Annotated in this window: 19 protein-coding genes; all 19 read left to right on the forward strand. The window is 42.9% G+C overall.

What is annotated here, in order from left to right:
• Positions 1 to 8 precede the first annotated feature (8 nt).
• The 19 genes from NXH67_RS16560 (at position 9) to udp (ending at position 18,302) form a co-directional block, all read left to right on the forward strand.
• Positions 9 to 1,202: an acetate/propionate family kinase gene (locus NXH67_RS16560; RefSeq protein WP_022777231.1), complete on the forward strand. Its 1,194-nt coding sequence runs from the start codon at positions 9 to 11 to the stop codon at positions 1,200 to 1,202.
• 217 nt (positions 1,203 to 1,419) lie between these two features.
• Complete coding sequence (locus NXH67_RS16565) at positions 1,420 to 2,280, forward strand: AraC family transcriptional regulator (RefSeq protein WP_022777230.1); 861 nt, start codon at positions 1,420 to 1,422, stop codon at positions 2,278 to 2,280.
• Positions 2,281 to 2,433: 153 nt separating this feature from the next.
• Positions 2,434 to 2,616: a 50S ribosomal protein L32 gene (gene rpmF, locus NXH67_RS16570; RefSeq protein ID WP_022777229.1), complete on the forward strand. Its 183-nt coding sequence runs from the start codon at positions 2,434 to 2,436 to the stop codon at positions 2,614 to 2,616.
• Positions 2,617 to 2,749: 133 nt separating this feature from the next.
• Positions 2,750 to 3,751, forward strand: coding sequence for a phosphate acyltransferase PlsX (plsX, locus tag NXH67_RS16575; protein WP_272798109.1), 1,002 nt, complete (start codon positions 2,750 to 2,752; stop codon positions 3,749 to 3,751).
• A gap of 58 nt (positions 3,752 to 3,809) precedes the next feature.
• On the forward strand, positions 3,810 to 4,046 hold the full coding sequence (gene acpP / locus NXH67_RS16580; protein WP_022777227.1) for an acyl carrier protein: 237 nt from the start codon (positions 3,810 to 3,812) through the stop codon (positions 4,044 to 4,046).
• Positions 4,047 to 4,161: 115 nt separating this feature from the next.
• Complete coding sequence (gene rnc / locus NXH67_RS16585; RefSeq protein WP_022777226.1) at positions 4,162 to 4,851, forward strand: ribonuclease III; 690 nt, start codon at positions 4,162 to 4,164, stop codon at positions 4,849 to 4,851.
• Positions 4,852 to 4,857: 6 nt separating this feature from the next.
• Positions 4,858 to 8,415 (forward strand): chromosome segregation protein SMC, encoded by a 3,558-nt coding sequence (gene smc / locus NXH67_RS16590; RefSeq protein ID WP_272798110.1) that lies wholly within the window; start codon positions 4,858 to 4,860, stop codon positions 8,413 to 8,415.
• Entirely contained in the window at positions 8,415 to 9,329 is a 915-nt protein-coding gene (gene ftsY / locus NXH67_RS16595) for a signal recognition particle-docking protein FtsY (RefSeq protein ID WP_272798111.1), read from the forward strand. The genes smc and ftsY overlap by 1 nt, the downstream gene beginning before the upstream one ends.
• 54 nt (positions 9,330 to 9,383) lie before the next feature.
• Positions 9,384 to 10,607, forward strand: a complete 1,224-nt coding sequence (gene ilvA / locus NXH67_RS16600) for a threonine ammonia-lyase (protein WP_022777223.1) — start codon at positions 9,384 to 9,386, stop codon at positions 10,605 to 10,607.
• Positions 10,608 to 10,614: 7 nt separating this feature from the next.
• Complete coding sequence (locus NXH67_RS16605) at positions 10,615 to 11,493, forward strand: YitT family protein (protein WP_022777222.1); 879 nt, start codon at positions 10,615 to 10,617, stop codon at positions 11,491 to 11,493.
• A 3-nt stretch (positions 11,494 to 11,496) separates the two neighbouring features.
• Complete coding sequence (locus NXH67_RS16610) at positions 11,497 to 12,585, forward strand: glycoside hydrolase family 25 protein (RefSeq protein ID WP_272798112.1); 1,089 nt, start codon at positions 11,497 to 11,499, stop codon at positions 12,583 to 12,585.
• 22 nt (positions 12,586 to 12,607) lie between these two features.
• Complete coding sequence (locus tag NXH67_RS16615) at positions 12,608 to 13,474, forward strand: AraC family transcriptional regulator (protein WP_022777220.1); 867 nt, start codon at positions 12,608 to 12,610, stop codon at positions 13,472 to 13,474.
• Between the two features lie 129 nt (positions 13,475 to 13,603).
• Positions 13,604 to 13,948, forward strand: coding sequence for a YlxM family DNA-binding protein (ylxM, locus tag NXH67_RS16620; RefSeq protein ID WP_022777219.1), 345 nt, complete (start codon positions 13,604 to 13,606; stop codon positions 13,946 to 13,948).
• Positions 13,949 to 13,951: 3 nt separating this feature from the next.
• Positions 13,952 to 15,325, forward strand: a complete 1,374-nt coding sequence (gene ffh / locus NXH67_RS16625; protein ID WP_022777218.1) for a signal recognition particle protein — start codon at positions 13,952 to 13,954, stop codon at positions 15,323 to 15,325.
• Positions 15,326 to 15,427: 102 nt separating this feature from the next.
• Positions 15,428 to 15,673: a 30S ribosomal protein S16 gene (rpsP, locus tag NXH67_RS16630; RefSeq protein WP_022777217.1), complete on the forward strand. Its 246-nt coding sequence runs from the start codon at positions 15,428 to 15,430 to the stop codon at positions 15,671 to 15,673.
• A 62-nt stretch (positions 15,674 to 15,735) separates the two neighbouring features.
• Positions 15,736 to 15,963 carry a KH domain-containing protein gene (locus NXH67_RS16635; protein ID WP_026515957.1) on the forward strand — a complete coding sequence of 76 codons (228 nt, stop codon included), beginning with the start codon at positions 15,736 to 15,738 and terminating at the stop codon, positions 15,961 to 15,963.
• Between the two features lie 65 nt (positions 15,964 to 16,028).
• Positions 16,029 to 16,886 (forward strand): tRNA (guanosine(37)-N1)-methyltransferase TrmD, encoded by an 858-nt coding sequence (gene trmD / locus NXH67_RS16640; RefSeq protein ID WP_272798113.1) that lies wholly within the window; start codon positions 16,029 to 16,031, stop codon positions 16,884 to 16,886.
• A complete protein-coding gene (gene rimM, locus NXH67_RS16645; protein WP_272798114.1) occupies positions 16,883 to 17,395 on the forward strand; it encodes a ribosome maturation factor RimM in 513 nt (170 codons plus the stop codon). Before trmD ends, rimM begins: the two co-directional genes overlap by 4 nt.
• Before the next feature lie 130 nt (positions 17,396 to 17,525).
• A complete protein-coding gene (udp, locus tag NXH67_RS16650) occupies positions 17,526 to 18,302 on the forward strand; it encodes a uridine phosphorylase (protein WP_272798115.1) in 777 nt (258 codons plus the stop codon).
• Positions 18,303 to 18,332: the final 30 nt, after the last annotated feature.

An 18,332-nucleotide genomic window follows, 5' to 3' on the forward strand; every position in this document is an offset into this window, starting at 1 on the left:
GGTATATCATGAAAATTCTTGTTATTAATTGTGGTAGTTCATCACTTAAATTTCAGCTTATTGATTCAGACTCAGAGCAGGTAATCTGCAAGGGTCTTTGCGAAAGAATCGGCATTGACGGAAGTCAGATAGTTTATACACCCGAAGGTAAGGACAAGATCACCAAGGTTGAGCCCATGCCTGATCATAACAGAGCTATCGAGCTTGTTATCGAGGCACTTACAAACAGTGAGAACGGCGTAGTTTCTCTTGATGAGATCGGAGCTGTAGGTCATAGAATCGTACATGGCGGTGAGAAGTTCACCAAGTCTGTTGTTATCGATGAGGAAGTAATCAAGGCTATCGAGGATGTTTCAGATCTTGCACCTCTACACAACCCTGCCAACCTTATCGGAATCAGAGCTTGCCAGAAGGCTATGCCCGGTGTTCCCATGGTTGCTGTTTTTGACACTGCTTTCCATCAGACAATGCCTCAGGATGCTTATCTGTATGGACTTCCTTATTCATATTATGAGAAATACGGTATCAGAAGATACGGTTTCCACGGCACCAGCCATTCTTATGTAAGTAAGCGCGCAGCAGAGATCCTCGGCAAGGATTATTCTTCACTTAAGACTATCGTATGTCACCTTGGTAACGGTGCATCTGTTTCAGCTGTTGATTGCGGCAAGTGTGTAGATACTTCTATGGGACTTACTCCTCTTGAGGGACTTATCATGGGTACCAGAACCGGTGATATCGATCCTTCAGTTGTTGAATTTATTATGAAGAAAGAAAACTCTACTGTAGCTGAGGTTACCAATCTTCTTAACAAGAAGTCAGGTGTATTCGGCCTTTCAAATGATCTTTCATCCGATTTCAGAGATCTCGAGGATGCATATGTTAAGGGAGATGAGGCTGCCAAGAGAGCAGTTGATACCTTCTGCTACAGAGTTGTTAAGTATATCGGCTCCTATGTTGCTGCCATGGGCGGCGTTGACGATATCTGCTTTACTGCAGGTGTTGGTGAGAACAGCGGATTTGTTCGTAAGCTTATCTGTGAGAGACTTGGCTTTATCGGAGCAACTCTCAATGAGGAAGCTAACAAGGTTCGTGGCAAAGAGCAGAGAATTTCAGGTGATGACAGCAAGGTAACACTTCTTGTAGTTCCTACAAACGAAGAGCTTGCAATTGCCCGTGATACATATGCACTTTGCAAATAATCAGGAATACGATCATTTTAATAATGTAAATTCAAAGAATAAGGACTCGAGAGGGTCCTTATTTTTTTGACCTTTAGTCTTTTGTTAAAGTAATATCAAAATTTTCTTTATTTGAACGGCGCTTAATAAAAATATTGCAAATTTTGAAGGCGCGGGTTAAGATATAACATGTTGTTTGTGTTTTTGGGGAAATATGTATTGGGAAAGAGGTTAGGTTATGAAAGAATTAAATTCATGTAAGGATGCCATGGCTGCAAGCATTGAGAACAAGTATTTTGCCGTGGCTCATCTTTATAAGGATGAGAAGGCTATGGAGATGCACATTCATGACTGCTATGAGGTGTATTTTTCCATTTCGGGTGGTAAACAGTTCCTTATAGACAATAAAGTTTATGATATAGAACCGGGCGATCTGTTTCTTATTAATCAGTATGATTCACATTATCTTACACAGATTGATAAAGAGCTTCATGAGAGGATCGTCATTATGATCGATCCGGATTATATGCGCAGTATTTCCAGTAATGAGACTGATCTTGATGCGTGTTTTCAGGACAGAGGAGAGAAATTTTCACACAAACTCAGTTTGAATCAGGAACAGCAGGGAAGATTTCTTTATTTTATAAACAAGATACTTACCAGCAACGGCTACGGACATGATCTTCTTGAGAGGGCTACTTTTACAGAGCTTTTTGTCATGATCAATCAGATCATTTCCGACAAGAAGAACAACAAGACTTCAGAGAAACCAGCAACTTATAATGAGCAGGTGGATGCGATCCTGTCATATCTGAACAACAATATTCAGTATCCTATCAGCATAGGGGATCTTGCCAAGCATTTCTATATAAGTGAGTCATATATTTGCAGAATATTTAAGTCTGCCACCGGCACAACCATCAACAAATACATGACGGCCAGGCGCATTTCCATAGCCAAGTCGCTCCTTGCTGAAGGAACAGGTGTCAGTGAAGTCTGTGACAGATGCGGCTTTACTGACTACAGTAATTTCCTTAAGGCTTTCACTAAGTCCGTTGGTATATCGCCTAAGAAGTATTCGCAATATTGCAACAGATAACCTGTTCAATCGGGAAAAAAAGTATTGTTAAAAAAAATGTTGACAAATACTGCGGCTATTAGTAAAATATCAAGGTATGCTAATGAATAAACGTAAACAATTGCCTGTATACGGCAGTTTCTTATACGGATACGGTAAGGAGGTGTTACTGAAATGTCAATCTGCCCAAAGAATAAGTCATCAAAAGGCCACAGAGATCAGAGAAGAGCTAACTGGAAAATGACAGCTCCAACGCTGGTTAAGTGCAGTCATTGCGGAGCTCTTATGCAGCCTCACATGGCTTGCAAGAAGTGCGGCTACTACAATAAGAAGAGCATCGTTGAAGTTGATGCTTAATATGATGAATAGTCATTGATTTTAAGGCTTTCCGAGATTTCGGAAAGCCTTGATTTTTGCCTTTTACTCTTGTATATTAATTTTTAGCGGCTGCGAAAGCAGACAATAAAATGATCATATATGGGGGAAGTTTATGGCTGAATTAGTCAGAGTTGCGGTTGATGCAATGGGCGGCGACAATGCACCTTTTGTTACGGTAAAGGGAGCAGTCGACGCAGTTAATGAGAGCAGTAACCTCAAGGTGTTCCTGGTAGGTAAGGAAGATAAGGTTAACGAAGAGCTCTCAAAATATACCTACGACAAATCACGAATTGAAGTTGTTAACGCAACTGAAGAGATTGAAATGGCCGAACCACCTGTTATGGCCATCAGAACCAAGAAGGATTCGTCTATTGTCAAGGCTATGTACATGGTTAACCATGGTGAGGCTGATGCATACGTTTCAGCCGGAAGTACAGGAGCTACACTTGTAGGCGGCCAGGTAATAGTAGGAAGGCTTAAGGGCGTGGACAGAGCACCTCTTGCTCCGCTCATTCCCACAGAGAAGGGGCAGTCACTTCTTATCGACTGTGGTGCCAACGTGGATGCCAGATCCAATCACCTGGTTCAGTTTGCCAAGATGGGAACCGTTTATATGGAGAATATCATGGGCAAGAAGAATCCTACGGTTGCCATTGTCAATATCGGCGCCGAGGAAGAGAAGGGTAATGCACTTGTTAAGGAGACATTCCCACTTCTTAAGAATTGTCCGGATATTAACTTTATCGGAAGTATTGAGGCCAGGGATATACCTGCAGGATATGCTGATATCATTGTATGTGAAGCTTTTACCGGAAATGTTATCCTTAAAATGTACGAAGGTGTAGCCAAGTCTTTGATGCATGTCATCAAGGCCAGCCTTATGAGCAGCTTGAAGACCAAGATCGGAGCTCTTTTGATCAAGAAGGATCTGAAGGCGACTCTTTCCAATTACAGTATGGATAAGTACGGCGGAGCTCCTATGCTGGGACTTAAGGGACTTGTAGTTAAGACTCACGGAAGCGCTAATGATGTTGAGGTCAAGAACTCAATAATTCAGTGCGTAGATTTTACTGAGCAAAAAATTAGCGAAAAAATCAGTGAAAAGCTTGCATAAAGATAATTTTACTGATACAAATATATAAGCAAAACGCTTAAAAGGAACGGAGATTATTATGGAATTTGAGAAGATGAAAGAAGTTATAGCTAATGTACTGAATGTGGATCCTGAGGAGATCACCCTTGATACTACATTTACAGAGGATCTTGGGGCAGATTCTCTCGATCTTTTCCAGATCATCATGGGACTTGAGGATGAGTTTGACGTTCAGATCGATCCTGAGAAGACAGAAAATATCACAACAGTTGGCGAAGCCGTTGAGCTTTTGAAGACTGCAATCTCAGGCAAATAATAAACTATAATAATTGACTTTGGGATGAGGCAGGGGTGACTTGCCTCATTTTCTTTATTATGGATAGCGCAAGGCTGTATATAATAAAGAAACATGCAAAGCGGAAAGGATAATTATGCTTAGCGAACAGGAAATCAGAAGCTTTGAGGAGAAAATCGGCTACACCTTCAAGGACAAGGCTCTTTTGATACAGGCCTTTACCCATAGCTCTTTGGTTAATGAGCAGAAGATCAACAAGAAACCGGATTATGAGAGGCTTGAGTTTCTTGGGGATGCGGTACTTGAGATGCTCTCCAGCGAGTTTCTTTTCAAGAACTATCCGGACAAAAAAGAGGGACAGATGAGCAAAATCAGAGCTTCTCTTGTGTGTGAACCGGCCCTTGCTTACGACGCGGAGGCCCTTGACCTTAAGAGCTACATTCAGCTTGGAAAGGGAGAGGAGGCCACAGGTGGAAGAAATAAGGAGTCTATAATCGCCGATGTTATGGAAGCGGTCATAGGTGCGCTTTTCCTTGATGGCGGAATCGAGCAGTCCAAGAGATTTGTGGACAGCTATGTCCTTACAAACGTAGAGAGCATGCAGATGTTCAGCGACAGCAAGTCTATATTGCAGGAACTTGTACAGGGGGGAGACCTGGGACAAATCCGTTATGAAATTTGTGGCGAAAGTGGTCCTGAACATGATAAAATATTCAAGACGTGCGTTTATATCGGAGAAAAGAATTTTGGAGAGGGGACAGGAAAAACCAAGAAGGCAGCTGAGCAGAAGGCTGCTTATCAGGCGATTCTTGCATTGAAGAAGTAAAGATTAATGTATTTAAAGAGTATTGAAGTGCATGGGTTCAAATCCTTTGCAAATAAGATAAAATTTGATTTTCACAATGGTATCACCGGAATCGTTGGTCCTAACGGCTCCGGTAAGAGTAATGTAGCGGATGCTGTTCGTTGGGTATTGGGCGAACAGCGTATCAAGCAGCTTCGAGGCGGCTCTATGCAGGATGTAATCTTTTCAGGCACAGAGCTGAGGAAGCCTCTTGGCTATGCTTACGTTGCCATCACTTTGGACAATTCAGATCATTCCCTGGCAATTGATTATGATGAGGTGACCGTATCAAGGCGCCTGTACAGATCCGGCGAGAGCGAGTACATGATTAATGGTGCTTCCTGTCGTCTTAAAGACGTTAATGAGCTTTTTATGGATACAGGTATCGGTAAAGAGGGTTATTCCATCATCGGACAGGGCCAGATCGATCAGATCCTTTCCAGTAAGCCTGAGGACAGACGTAACCTTTTTGACGAGGCTGCCGGAATTGTTAAGTTTAAGTCCAGAAAAGAGACAGCTATCAAGAAGCTTGAGGAAGAGAAGATCAACCTCACACGTCTTAGCGATATTTTATCCGAGCTTGAAAAGCAGATAGGTCCTTTGGAGAAACAGTCCGAGGTGGCTAAGGAGTTCCTCAAATACAGAGATCGTCTTAAAACCCTCGATGTTAACATGTTTCTTTTGGAGAATAAGAATCAGAATAAGCTCCTTGAAGAGACTTCCGCCAATCTTGAGAATGCAACTGTAGAACTGGAAGAAGCCAAGGCGGGCTATGAGAAGGCAAGGGAAGAATATGACAGTATTCAGACCAAGCTGACAGAAGTAGATAAGGGTATTGATGAAGCGAGGGCCAAGATTACGGATTCCTCTGTTCAGAAAGAAAAGCTTGAAGGCCAGATAGGTATCCTTAATGAGAAAATCAAGGCTGCATCAACCAATGATGAACATTTCAGAACCAGACAGAAGGATGAAGAAGCCAAGATCGAGGCAAGAAACCTTGAGCTTGATAAATATCTCGAGGAAAAGGAGGAGATTGACAAGGAAGCAGCATCTCTTTCCGCAGATCGTAATGAAGCAAGAAAAGAGCTGGACAGAGTAATTGGTCAGATCAGTTCCATAAACGACGAGATTGAAGAATGCAAGAGCACAATTATCGAAACCCTGGGGTCAAGGGCTACAATCAAGTCTAAGCTCAGTTCCCTTGATACCATGACCGAACAGGTCAAGATCAGAAAGGCAGAGCTTACGGGCAAGCTCGTAAGAGCCCGTTCAGACGAAAGCAAGCAGGAAGAAACCATCAAGAAACTCAGAGATGAATTCGACAAGATAACTGCCGAGATTTCTGAGATGAACAAGAAGCAGAAGTCTACCGATGCTGAGATTGTTTCAATCAGAGAGGAAATGACCAGGAAGGATACCGAGCTTCGTAAGACCCAGGAGCTCTATCAGATGGAGAAGGCCAAGCTTGCATCCATTTCCAACATTACAGAGCGCTACGAAGGTTATGGCGGCAGCGTCAAGAAGGTCATGGAGAGGAAGGATGACACCAAGGGAATCATAGGTGTTGTTGCCGATATCATCAAGACTGAGAAAAAGTATGAGACAGCTATTGAGGTGGCTCTTGGCGGAAACATCCAGAACATCGTTACCGATGATGAGGATACAGCCAAGAAAATGATCGCCTATCTTAAAGAGACCAAGGCAGGAAGAGCAACATTCCTTCCTCTTACAGCCCTGGATAATCCTCCGGAGCTTAAAGCCAAGGAGGCTCTTGAGGAACCCGGAGTTCTGGGTATGGCTGATGAGCTTGTTACCACGGATCCCAAGTACAAGGCTGTTGCCAAGGCTATGCTGGGACGAATCGTAGCAGTAGATAACATTGACAATGCGGTTAAGATCGCAAGGAAATACAAATATACCGTCAGAATGGTAACTCTTGAAGGTGAACTTCTTGTTCCCGGCGGTGCCATCAGCGGCGGTGCCTTCAAGAACACCAGCAATCTTCTCAGCAGAAGACGTGAACTGGAAGAGCTTGAGAAGCAGGTTAAAGAGGCCAGAGACAAAATAGAATCTCTTCAGAAGGAAATAGCTGACCTCAAGGAGAAGAGAAATTCGCTCAGAACTCTTTCGGAAGAATTAAGATCTGAGCTTCAGGGCAAATTCATCGCTCAGAACACAGCCCGTTTAAATGTTGCTAACGAAGAGGCAAGACAGGAAGAACAGAAGGGTAACTACACTGATCTTAAGGCTGAGAGTGATGAGATTGAAGGCAAGATTCAGGAGATAAACAAGGACAGAGAAGAGGCGCTTGCTTCATTATCAGAGTCCGAAGAGCTTGAGAAGAGCTGTGCCGAGAAGGTAGAAAAATTCCAGAAGGAACTTGAGGGACTTCATGTTATTGAAGAACAGGAGAACGCCAAGGTTTCCAAATGGGATATCCAATATGAGAAGGTTGCTCAGAATCAGGGCTTCCAGCAGCAGAATATTGATCGTGTTAAGGAAGAGATTGCCAATGAGACCAAGGCACTTCAGGAAATCATAGAGTCCTTAAAGAGCAATGAAGAAAGCCTTAATCAGAGCAAGAAGGATATCGAGCAGATAAGACTTACCATAGAGGCTTCCGTAGATGCTTCATCCGCTGCCAACAAGGAACTGGATGCATTGAAGGAGGAGAAGCAGAAACTCTCCGAGGCCCAGAAAGAATTTTTTGACAAGACCCAGAAACTTAACGAGCAGATGTCATCACTGGATAGAGAGGTTACAAGACTTACCTCCAAGAAAGAAAAATGCCAGGAAAACATCGATGGCCAGATCAATTACATGTGGAGTCAGTATGAGATCACACTATCCGACGCCGCAGAGATGAGGGATGAAGAGATGGATGATGTTCCCGCTATGAAGAGGGAAATCGGATCTCTTAAGGAATCCATCAAAAAGCTGGGCGACGTCAATGTCAATGCGATTGAGGACTACAAGAACCTTATGGAGAGATATACCTTCATGAAGACTCAGCATGACGATCTCATTGCAGCTGAGGAGCAGCTTAAAGGTATTATTCAGGATCTTGATGAATCCATGAGGAAACAGTTCAGGGAACAGTTTGACAGGATAAATGTGGAATTCGACAAGGTATTCAAGGAGATGTTCGGAGGCGGTAAGGGTACTCTTGAACTCAACGAAGAGGAGGATATTCTTGAAGCGGGCATCAGAATCAATGCTCAGCCACCGGGAAAGAAGCTTGTTAATATGATGCAGATGTCTGGTGGAGAGAAGGCTCTTACGGCAATAGCGCTTCTTTTTGCGATTCAGAACCTTAAGCCTTCGCCCTTCTGTCTTCTGGATGAGATCGAGGCGGCCCTGGACGAAAACAACGTCGTTCGTTTCGCTAAGTATCTTCACAAACTTTCCAGTACGCAGTTCATTGTAATTACACATCGTCGTGGTACAATGGAGAGTGCTGACAGACTGTATGGTATTACCATGCAGGAAAAGGGCGTATCAACTCTGGTTAGTGTTAATCTTATAGACAAGGAGCTGACAAACTAATGGCAGGTAATTTTTTTGCAAAACTCCAGCAGGGACTTTCCAAGACCCGTGACAATATAGCTAAGGGAATTGACAATGTATTCAGCGGATTTTCCTCTATTGATGATGATTTTTATGAGGAGCTGGAAGAGACTCTCATAATGGGAGATATCGGAATCAATGCCACCAGCAAGATCATGAACAGGCTTCGCGAGCAGGTCAAGGAGGAGCATGTTAAGGATCCCGCTTCCTGCAAGGAACTGCTTATTAAAAATATCCGTGAGCAGATGAAAACCGCTGAGGATGCTTACGATTTCGAAGATAAAAAGAGCATTATATTTGTAATTGGTGTAAACGGAGTAGGCAAGACCACTTCTGTAGGCAAGCTTGCAGCTATTTTTAAGAACAAAGGTAAAAAGGTTCTTATAGCTGCCGCTGATACTTACAGAGCGGCTGCAACAGAGCAGCTTCGTGAGTGGGCTGACAGAGCCGGAGCACCAATCATCACCGGCAAAGAGGGCGGAGATCCTGCCAGTGTTATTTATGATGCTGTTGGTGCCTTCAAGGCAAGAGATTGTGACATTTTGATCGTTGATACGGCAGGAAGACTCCATAACAAGAAGAATCTTATGGAAGAACTTGCCAAGATGAACAGGATTATTGATAAAGAACTTCCGGGTATCTGCAGAGAGAACTTCATAGTTCTTGACGGCACCACCGGTCAGAACGCCATTATGCAGGCAAGAGAATTTGGTGAGGCTGCGAGCCTTACGGGAATTATTCTTACCAAGCTGGATGGAACGGCCAAGGGCGGAATTGCTGTTGCAATAGTGTCAGAGCTTAATATACCCGTTAAGTACATTGGAGTCGGAGAGGCTATAGACGATCTGGAGCGCTTTGATTCCGAGCAGTTTGTAGACGCACTTTTTTCCTGAAAAATGGAATTGATATAGTGGAATAAATTACAAATAGGAAATGGGGAGTAGAAGATGTCGCAGGATAAAATGACTTTGGAAAAATTTGAAGAAGCATACGAAGATGTGAAAAAAGTAACTCTTGAGACCAAGCTGATTTTCAGTGATTACTGGTCAAATATGACCGGCAACAAGGTGTATCTTAAGCCTGAAAATCTTCAGAGAACAGGTGCTTACAAGGTTAGAGGCGCTTATTACAAGATAACGACTCTTTCCGATGAAGAGAGGAGCAAAGGCCTTATTACCGCTTCTGCCGGCAATCACGCCCAGGGCGTTGCGTATGCTGCTAAGTGCTACGGCGTTAAGGCTACTATTGTTATGCCTACTTCAACACCTCTTATCAAGGTTAACAGGACCAAGGCTCTTGGAGCAGAGGTGGTTCTTCACGGCAATGTTTACGACGAGGCTTATGAGAAGGCTCTTGAACTGGCCAAAGAGCATGGCTATACTCTGGTTCATCCTTTTGATGATCTTGATGTTGCCACTGGTCAGGGAACCATCGCAATGGAGATAATCAAGGAACTTCCCACCGTTGATTATATTCTTGTTCCCATCGGAGGAGGCGGACTTGCTACAGGCGTTTCCACACTGGCCAAGCTCCTTAATCCCAAGATCAAGGTTATCGGTGTTGAGCCTGCCGGTGCTAACTGCATGCAGGAGTCGTTAAAGGCAGGTCATGTTGTGACACTTCCCGGAGTTAATACAATTGCAGACGGTACAGCTGTTAAGACACCGGGTGAGAAGATATTCCCCTATATATCCAAGTATATTGATGATATAATTACAGTACCCGATGAAGATCTCGTGGTTTCTTTCCTGGATATGGTTGAGAATCACAAGATGGTAGTTGAGAATTCAGGACTTCTGTCTGTTGCAGCTCTCAAACAGCTTAATTGCAAGGATAAGAAGATCGCCTGCGTCCTTTCCGGCGGCAACATGGATATTATCACCATGTCCTCCGTAGTTCAGCAGGGACTTATCATGAGAGACAGAATCTTTACTGTTTCCGTACTTCTTCCCGACAAGCCGGGAGAACTCTCAAGAGTTTCCGGTATTATCGCCAAGGTCAACGGAAATGTCATCAAGCTTGAGCACAACCAGTTCGTTTCAATTAACAGAAGCGCAGCAGTTGAGCTCAGGATTACACTGGAAGCCTTTGGTACAGAGCACAAGAATCAGATTCTTGAGACTCTCGAGGTCAACGGCTTTAAACCAAAAATTGTAAGGACAAATATTTAATTTTTTTATGAATAACAATAGAATAAGCGCACGGAAAAGAGTACGAGAGTACGTTATCATAACCTTTGCAGCAATCCTCTACGGCTTTGGGACCAGTTTGCTGATTGATCCCAACAATCTGGCGCCGGGAGGCATGACTGGTCTTGCTATCTGTCTGAACAGGCTTTTTAACATTGGAACAGGTATGTGGTTTCTGATTATGAATATACCGCTTCTTATCATTGCAATCTGGAAGTTTGGCATTAGATTTACTCTTTCCACTATTTATGCTACTTCAATGATCTCAGTGGCCACGGATTTTTGCACGAAGTTCTTTTCGGATTATGTAATTTACGACAAGATTCTTGCAGTGATCTTTGGGAGCGCTGCTACCGCAGTGGCCATTGGCCTTATTTTTAAGTGTCATGCCACCAGCGGCGGTACGGATATCATTATTAAGCTCCTGAGGCTCAGATATCCGCATATCAAGACCGGAGCGCTGTATGTGCTTACTGATATGGTGGTTCTTATCATAGCGGCCATTGTATTTGATGATATAGCAGCTGCGCTTTATTCATTTATGTCTGTGCTAGTAACGTCTGTTGTGGTTGATTTTGTATTATACGGCAGAGACGGAGCCAAGCTCATCTACATCATTTCAGACAAACCCGATATTATCACCGCAAGACTGCTGGAGGAACTTGATGCCGGCGTAACCCATGTAATCGGCAAGGGCGCTTACAGCGGTGAAGACAAAAAAGTAATCATGTGTGCAATCAAAAAGAGACTTTCACCCATGGCTGAGGATATCGTCAGAGATGAGGATCCCAACGCATTTATGATAGTCTCCAGTGCAAGCGAAATATTTGGTGAAGGCTACAAGAGTTATTTTGACGAGAGAATGTAAACTATGAGTAATGTTTCACTGGAATCAAGAGAACGCAGAGGCGTTAGAAATACACACAATATTATTTCCATAATCTTTCTTAGCCTGGTGGCGCTTTTGGCGCTGTCCTTCAGTGTTGTCCTTCTTATCAGAAATGCTACGATCCAAAGAGAAGAGGACGCTGTAAAAAGTGAACTTGAAGCCATCACTGCGGAGGGCCATTATACCACCGCTGAGACTGAGAAAATGGTTGAAGAGGCTAAGAATCTGGGCGCTGAAGAGGAAGCCAGGACCATAAGAAAGAGTATTCAGGAGAAACTTGAAAACGGGGATGGCACCACATCTGCCATAAGATCTCTTTTCCCTGATCAGATGGTTGTGGCAAGCTCCGGAAGATACTACTTTTTCCCAATTCTTGATTCTATTGAAAAACACGGCTTTTCTGCCGATGATTTCGAGATCAATGATAGAGGCCTTCTGGAATACAAGGGGAGTGATACTTCTTTTTCTTTCAAAAGTGGCATTGACGTATCCAGGTTCCAGGGCGAGATTGACTGGGAAAAGGTTAAAAACGCCGGAGTTGACTTTGCTTTTATCAGGGCTGGACTTCGCGGAACAACTGAAGGTAAGCTCCTTGTAGATGATTATTTCGAATATAATATCAAGAATGCTACCGAGAATGGCATAGAAGTAGGAGTTTACTTCTACTCACAGGCAGTCAATGCGGAAGAAGCAAAAGAAGAGGTTCAGATGGTTCTTGATCTTATTGAGCCCTATAAGGTTACATTCCCTGTAGTTATCGATATAGAATCGGCTGATTCTGATTCTGCAAGGACTGTTGATATGACCAGCGATCAGTACGAACTGGTTGCAAAGACATTTTGCGACACCGTAAGACAGGCAGGATATGAGCCAATGATATACGGCAATGTCAAATCGTTTACCTTGTTGATGGACGCTGCCGATGTGGATGAATACGGAATATGGATAGCATATTACGGAACACCGCTGTATTATCCCTATCACTTTGATATCTGGCAATACTCATCAACCGGACAGATTGATGGAATTGACGGAAATGTTGACCTTAATATTTGTGTGACTGACTATTGATAACAATACTACTTAGAATATTATGAGCAAAAACAGGGAATTTGATTCATCCTTAAGCTTTGAGGACTATGAGCAGAAGGGATATCTGAATCAGGACTTTAGGTTCTTTCATATAAAGAATCGTGAAAAACTGGATATACCGTACCACTATCATGATTTTGACAAACTTATTCTGGTACTGGGCGGCAAAGTTAAGTATCTTATCGAAGGGCGAGAGTATGAGCTCTTGCCCTTCGATTTTGTGCTGGTTAACAGAAATCTGATCCATAAACCTGTGGTAGAGAGCTCCGATGACGAATATGACAGGATAATTCTTTATCTGAATCATGATTTCCTTAGTAAGTATGAGCTTACCGATGCTTTCAAGAAAACCAGGGAGCTTGGCAGCTATGTGGTAAGATTTCCCGCAGCTATCAGTACGGAAGTGCTTGAACTCTTTTCCAAGATTGAGGAAGATATAGCGGTTGAGGATAGTTCTTATGCAGGCAGGTTAATGACAAGACTTGATGTTCTCAAGGCACTTATATGTTTTAACCGTGCATGTATCCAGGAGGATTTCGGGTTCAAACCGGAGGCAAGATATAACAGGAAGGTTATAGAGATTATCGAATTTATTATGGATAACCTCGGAAATGACCTTTCGATAGATTTTCTTGCAGATCATTTTTATATGAGCAAGTATCACATGATGCGAATATTCAAGAATGAAACGGGATATTCCATTCATCAATATATTTCGGAAAAGAGGATTCTGAAGGCCAGAAACCTTATAATGTCCGGAACTCCGGCAACAAATGCATGTGTGGACTGTGGCTTTAGGGATTATTCCACCTTCAGCAGGGCTTTCAAGAACCAACTCGGAGTTCTTCCTTCTGAAGTGAAAATATAAGAAAATCCAGTAAATACTGCAATTTGCAAGTGTCAAGAAAAAATACTTGACACTTGTTTTGGTTTTATGTAATATATCATTTGTGTTATTTGCGGAATGAATGATTTTTAGTTTGAGGCATGCAACTATATGAAACAGATCGTAGAGCAGGGCCTGCTGTATGATTTTTATGGCGAGCTGCTGACAGAACATCAGAAAAAGATATATGAAGCCGCCGTATATGAGGATATGTCTCTTACTGAGATTGCTGATGAGAACGGTATCAGCAAGCAGGGAGTACATGATCTTATCAAGAGATGTACAAATACCTTGCAGGGCTATGAGGACAGACTTCACATGATCAGACGCTTTGAGGCAATCAGGCTAAAGGCACAGGAGTTATCCGCACTTGCCGATGACCGGAATATATCCGACACGGAATTCAGGAACAGACTTAAGAACATTTCGGGCGTTATTATAGAGGAGCTTACATAACAGATGGCTTTTGAAAGTCTTACAGATAAATTACAGAATGCGTTTAAGAACCTTAAGAGCAAGGGAAGGCTTACTGAAGATGATGTTAAGCTTGCCCTCAAGGAAGTCAAGATGGCTCTTTTGGAAGCTGACGTAAGTTTCAAGGTTGTTAAACAGTTTATTTCAGCCGTTCAGGAGAGAGCAATAGGCGAAGATGTGCTTAACGGACTCAATCCTGCACAGATGGTTATCAAGATAGTTAATGAAGAGATGGTCAAGCTCATGGGATCCGAGACCACAGAGATCACTCTTCAGGACAGTAAATATATCACTGTTATCATGATGTGCGGTCTTCAGGGTGCCGGTAAAACTACCACAGCAGCCAAGCTTGCCGGCAAGTTTAAACAGAAGGGCAGAAAACCTCTTCTTGTTGCTTGTGATATATACAGACCTGCCGCTATCGATCAGCTCGAAATTAACGCCAAGAAACAGGAAGTAGAGTTCTTCTCAATGGGCACGGATGTGAACCCTGTTAAGATTGCAACTTCCGCTATGGATTATGCCAAGGAAAAAGGATTAAATATTGTGATTTTAGATACCGCCGGCCGTCTGCAGATTGACGAAGCCATGATGAAGGAGCTTCGCGATATCAAGGATGCCATTGCGGTTCATCATACAATACTTGTTGTGGATGCTATGACCGGTCAGGACGCAGTCAACGTCGCTGAGGAGTTTAATGAGAAGGTCGGCATCAATGAGATCATCCTTTCCAAGATGGATGGTGATACCAGAGGCGGTGCTGCTCTTTCAACCAAGGCAGTTACCGGCAAGCCCATTGTATTTGTGGGTATGGGAGAGAAACTTTCAGATCTTGAGCAGTTCTATCCCGACAGAATGGCCAGTCGTATCCTGGGAATGGGAGATGTGCTGAGCCTCATTGACAAGGCTGTTGAAGCCAATGCAGAACGCGACATCGAAAAAGACCGCGAGATGGCCCAGAAGATGAAAAAGGGCAAGATCGACTTTGAGATGTACCTTGAGAGTATGAAGGCTATGCGCAATATGGGCGGCCTTTCATCAATAATGGGAATGCTCCCCGGAATGGGCAAGATAAGTGATGACCAGCTTCCTGATGAGAAGCAGCTTGCAAGAATGGAAGCAATCGTTCTTTCCATGACACCACAGGAGAGACAGAATCCCAAGCTAATGTCACCTCAGCGCAAACATCGTATTGCTAAAGGCTCAGGTAATGATATCGCTGATGTTAACCGTTTTATCAAGCAGTTTGAGCAGATGCAGAAGATGATGAAGCAGATGCCCGGACTTATGGGCAAAAAGGGTGGCCTTGGAAGACTTGGCGGTCTTGGTAAGTTCCCGGGAGGCGGAAGATTTTTCTAAATCCCATATATATTCATAACGATATGTTCGCAGCTTAATCGCTGTTTCATACATATAAAAACTATTATCTATCTTATATTTATTTAATGGAGGAAATTTAAAATGGCAGTAAAGATCAGATTAAAGAGAATTGGTAAGAAGAAGGTTCCTTTCTACAGAATCATCGTTTCTGATTCAAAGTTCCCTGTACAGGGTAAGTTCATCGAGGAGATCGGAACTTATGATCCTAACACAGATCCCAGCACTGTAAAGGTTGACGAGGAGCTCGCTAAGAAGTGGCTTTCAAACGGTGCTCAGCCTACAGAGTCTGTTGCTAAGCTTTTCAAGCAGGCCGGCATTCAGAAGTGATAAATACTTATTCTGAATAAGTATTATTCTTTTTTCACTAATAATTTGTCGGAGGATGAGCAATGAAAGAATTAGTCGAAGTAATCGCTAAGGCGCTTGTTGACAATCCTTCAGAAGTAGTAGTTACTGAGAAGACTGATGGGCGCAATATTTTGATCGAGCTTCATGTTGCACCTTCAGACATGGGCAAGGTAATTGGCAAACAGGGCCGTATCGCAAAAGCTATACGTGCAGTTGTAAAGGCAGCTTCAACAAGAGAAAACTTAAAGGTTGACGTTGAGATTGTCTAAATAAGATTTTCAGAGTCGAATAGGGCAACAGCTTTATTCGGCTCTTATCACATAAGAGATTATTTATGAATTTTCATGTTATGACACTTTTTCCCGAGATGATAGAACAGGGGCTTTCCAACAGTATTACCGGAAGAGCCAAGGATAAAGGATATATATCCTTTAATGCGATCAATATAAGGGACTATTCAGCAGACTATAAACACCATAAGGTGGATGATTATACATATGGAGGCGGTGCCGGTATGCTTATGCAGGCACAGCCTATTTATGATTGTTTTCAGGCAATAAATGAAGAAATTAAAAAAAACTCCGATACAGCGCCCAGGGTTATATATGTAACTCCCCAAGGCAGTGTTTTTAACCAGAGCATGGCTCAGGAGCTTGCCCGGGAAGAGAATCTTATCTTTCTCTGCGGACATTATGAAGGCGTTGATGAGAGAGTACTGGAGGAAATTGTAACGGACTACATTTCCATTGGTGATTATGTACTGACGGGAGGGGAACTTCCTGCAATGGTAATGATAGATGCTATTTCCAGACTTGTTCCCGGAGTTCTTAATAATGACGAATCCGCTATGACAGAGAGCTTTAATAACAATCTTCTGGAATATCCACAGTATTCAAGACCGGAGGAATGGATGGGCAAAAAAGTGCCTGCAATTCTTCTGTCAGGGGACCACAAGAAAGTAGATGAATGGCGACTTGAGCAGTCGATTATTAGAACAAAAGAAAGACGTCCTGATCTATATGAAAAATGGCTTGCGGAGAACCCGCCAAAGCCCGAGAAACCTAAGAGGAAAAGGCGCAAGAAGTCAGCTTCGGCTGAGACTACAGATAATGCAGATATAAATTCGCAGACAAAAGCCGGCGGTATTGCGGCAGAAGCTTGTGAGTCAGAGAATAATGAGGAAAAGAAATGACAGAGAGATTTCAGGTTGGAGTAATTGCATCAACTCACGGACTTAAGGGAGAAGTTAATGTATTTCCCACAACAGAGGATCCCGAAAGATTTAAGAAGCTCAAAAAGGTGACTCTTACTACACAAAGAGGTGAAAACATAGAGCTTGATGTGGAGAGTGCCAGGTTTTTTAAAAAGTTTGTTATTGTAAAGTTCAAACAGTTCAACGATATCAATGAAGTTGAAAAGTTCAAGAGCTGCGAACTTACAATCGATCGCAAGGACGCTCTTAAACTTGAACCCGGTGAATATTACTGCGCTGATCTTATCGGCCTTGATGTTGTGGATGAAGAGGGGAAGGTACTTGGTAATATCACAGATATTCTTCAGACAGGCGCCAATGATGTGTATGAGATGACAAGGGATGATAACTCTGAGAAGGTATATATTCCTGCCATTAAGGATTGCATCAGGGAGGTATCTCCCGATGAGGGCAAGATTGTGATTCATGTGATGGAAGGCTTGATGTAATTTAATATAATTTCGTAGTAATATTAATACTTTAAGAATTAATGACATTTATTGTTAAATGAATTATAATTAATGTTGCGAGTTATTTGAAAATATCGGCAAATAATTAAAAATATTACGGAGTTTAGATATGGTTGATTACACAGAAGGGGCTGGATATCAGTACCATACTCATGTCAAGAAGGGGGATGTTGGACGTTATGTCATTCTAACCGGCGATCCCGGAAGATGTGAGTCTATTTCACATCTGTTTGATAATCCCAGATTTGTAGCATATAACAGAGAGTACAATACATATACAGGAACTCTTGACGGAGAGCTTGTTACCGTTATGTCTCATGGTATTGGCGGTGCTTCAACTGCAATTGCTGTTGAAGAGCTGCATAAATGCGGTGCGGACACTTTTATCAGGATGGGAACTTCCGGAGGAATGCAGGATGATATTGTAGGTGGTGATATTGTTATCGCCTCAGGTGCTATCCGTGCGGAAGGAACCTCCAAGGAGTATGCACCTATCGAGTATCCTGCAGTAGCATCCTTTGAGGTTGTTAATGCGTTGGTTCAGGGAGCTCAGACAGCCGGTGCCAACTATCATGTAGGCGTTGTACAGTGTAAGGACTCATTCTTTGGACAGCACGAGCCTGAGACCAAGCCTGTGGGACACGAGCTTTTGTGGAAATGGGATGCATGGATCAAGTGTGGAGCCCTTTGCTCTGAGATGGAATCATCTACACTTTTTATTGTCGGTAATTATCTCAGATGCAGAACCGGAGCGGTAATGCTTGTTGTTGCCAATCAGGAGAGGGCCAAAAAAGGACTTCCCAATCCTCAGGTCCATGAGATGGATATGGTCTACAAGACCACAATAGACGCAGTAAGACGTCTGATAGCCATGGATAAAGCCTGAAAAGGTTTTATTATACAAGTCAATCTGACA

Source organism: Butyrivibrio sp. DSM 10294, assembly GCF_028539135.1.
GTDB lineage: Bacteria > Bacillota > Clostridia > Lachnospirales > Lachnospiraceae > Butyrivibrio.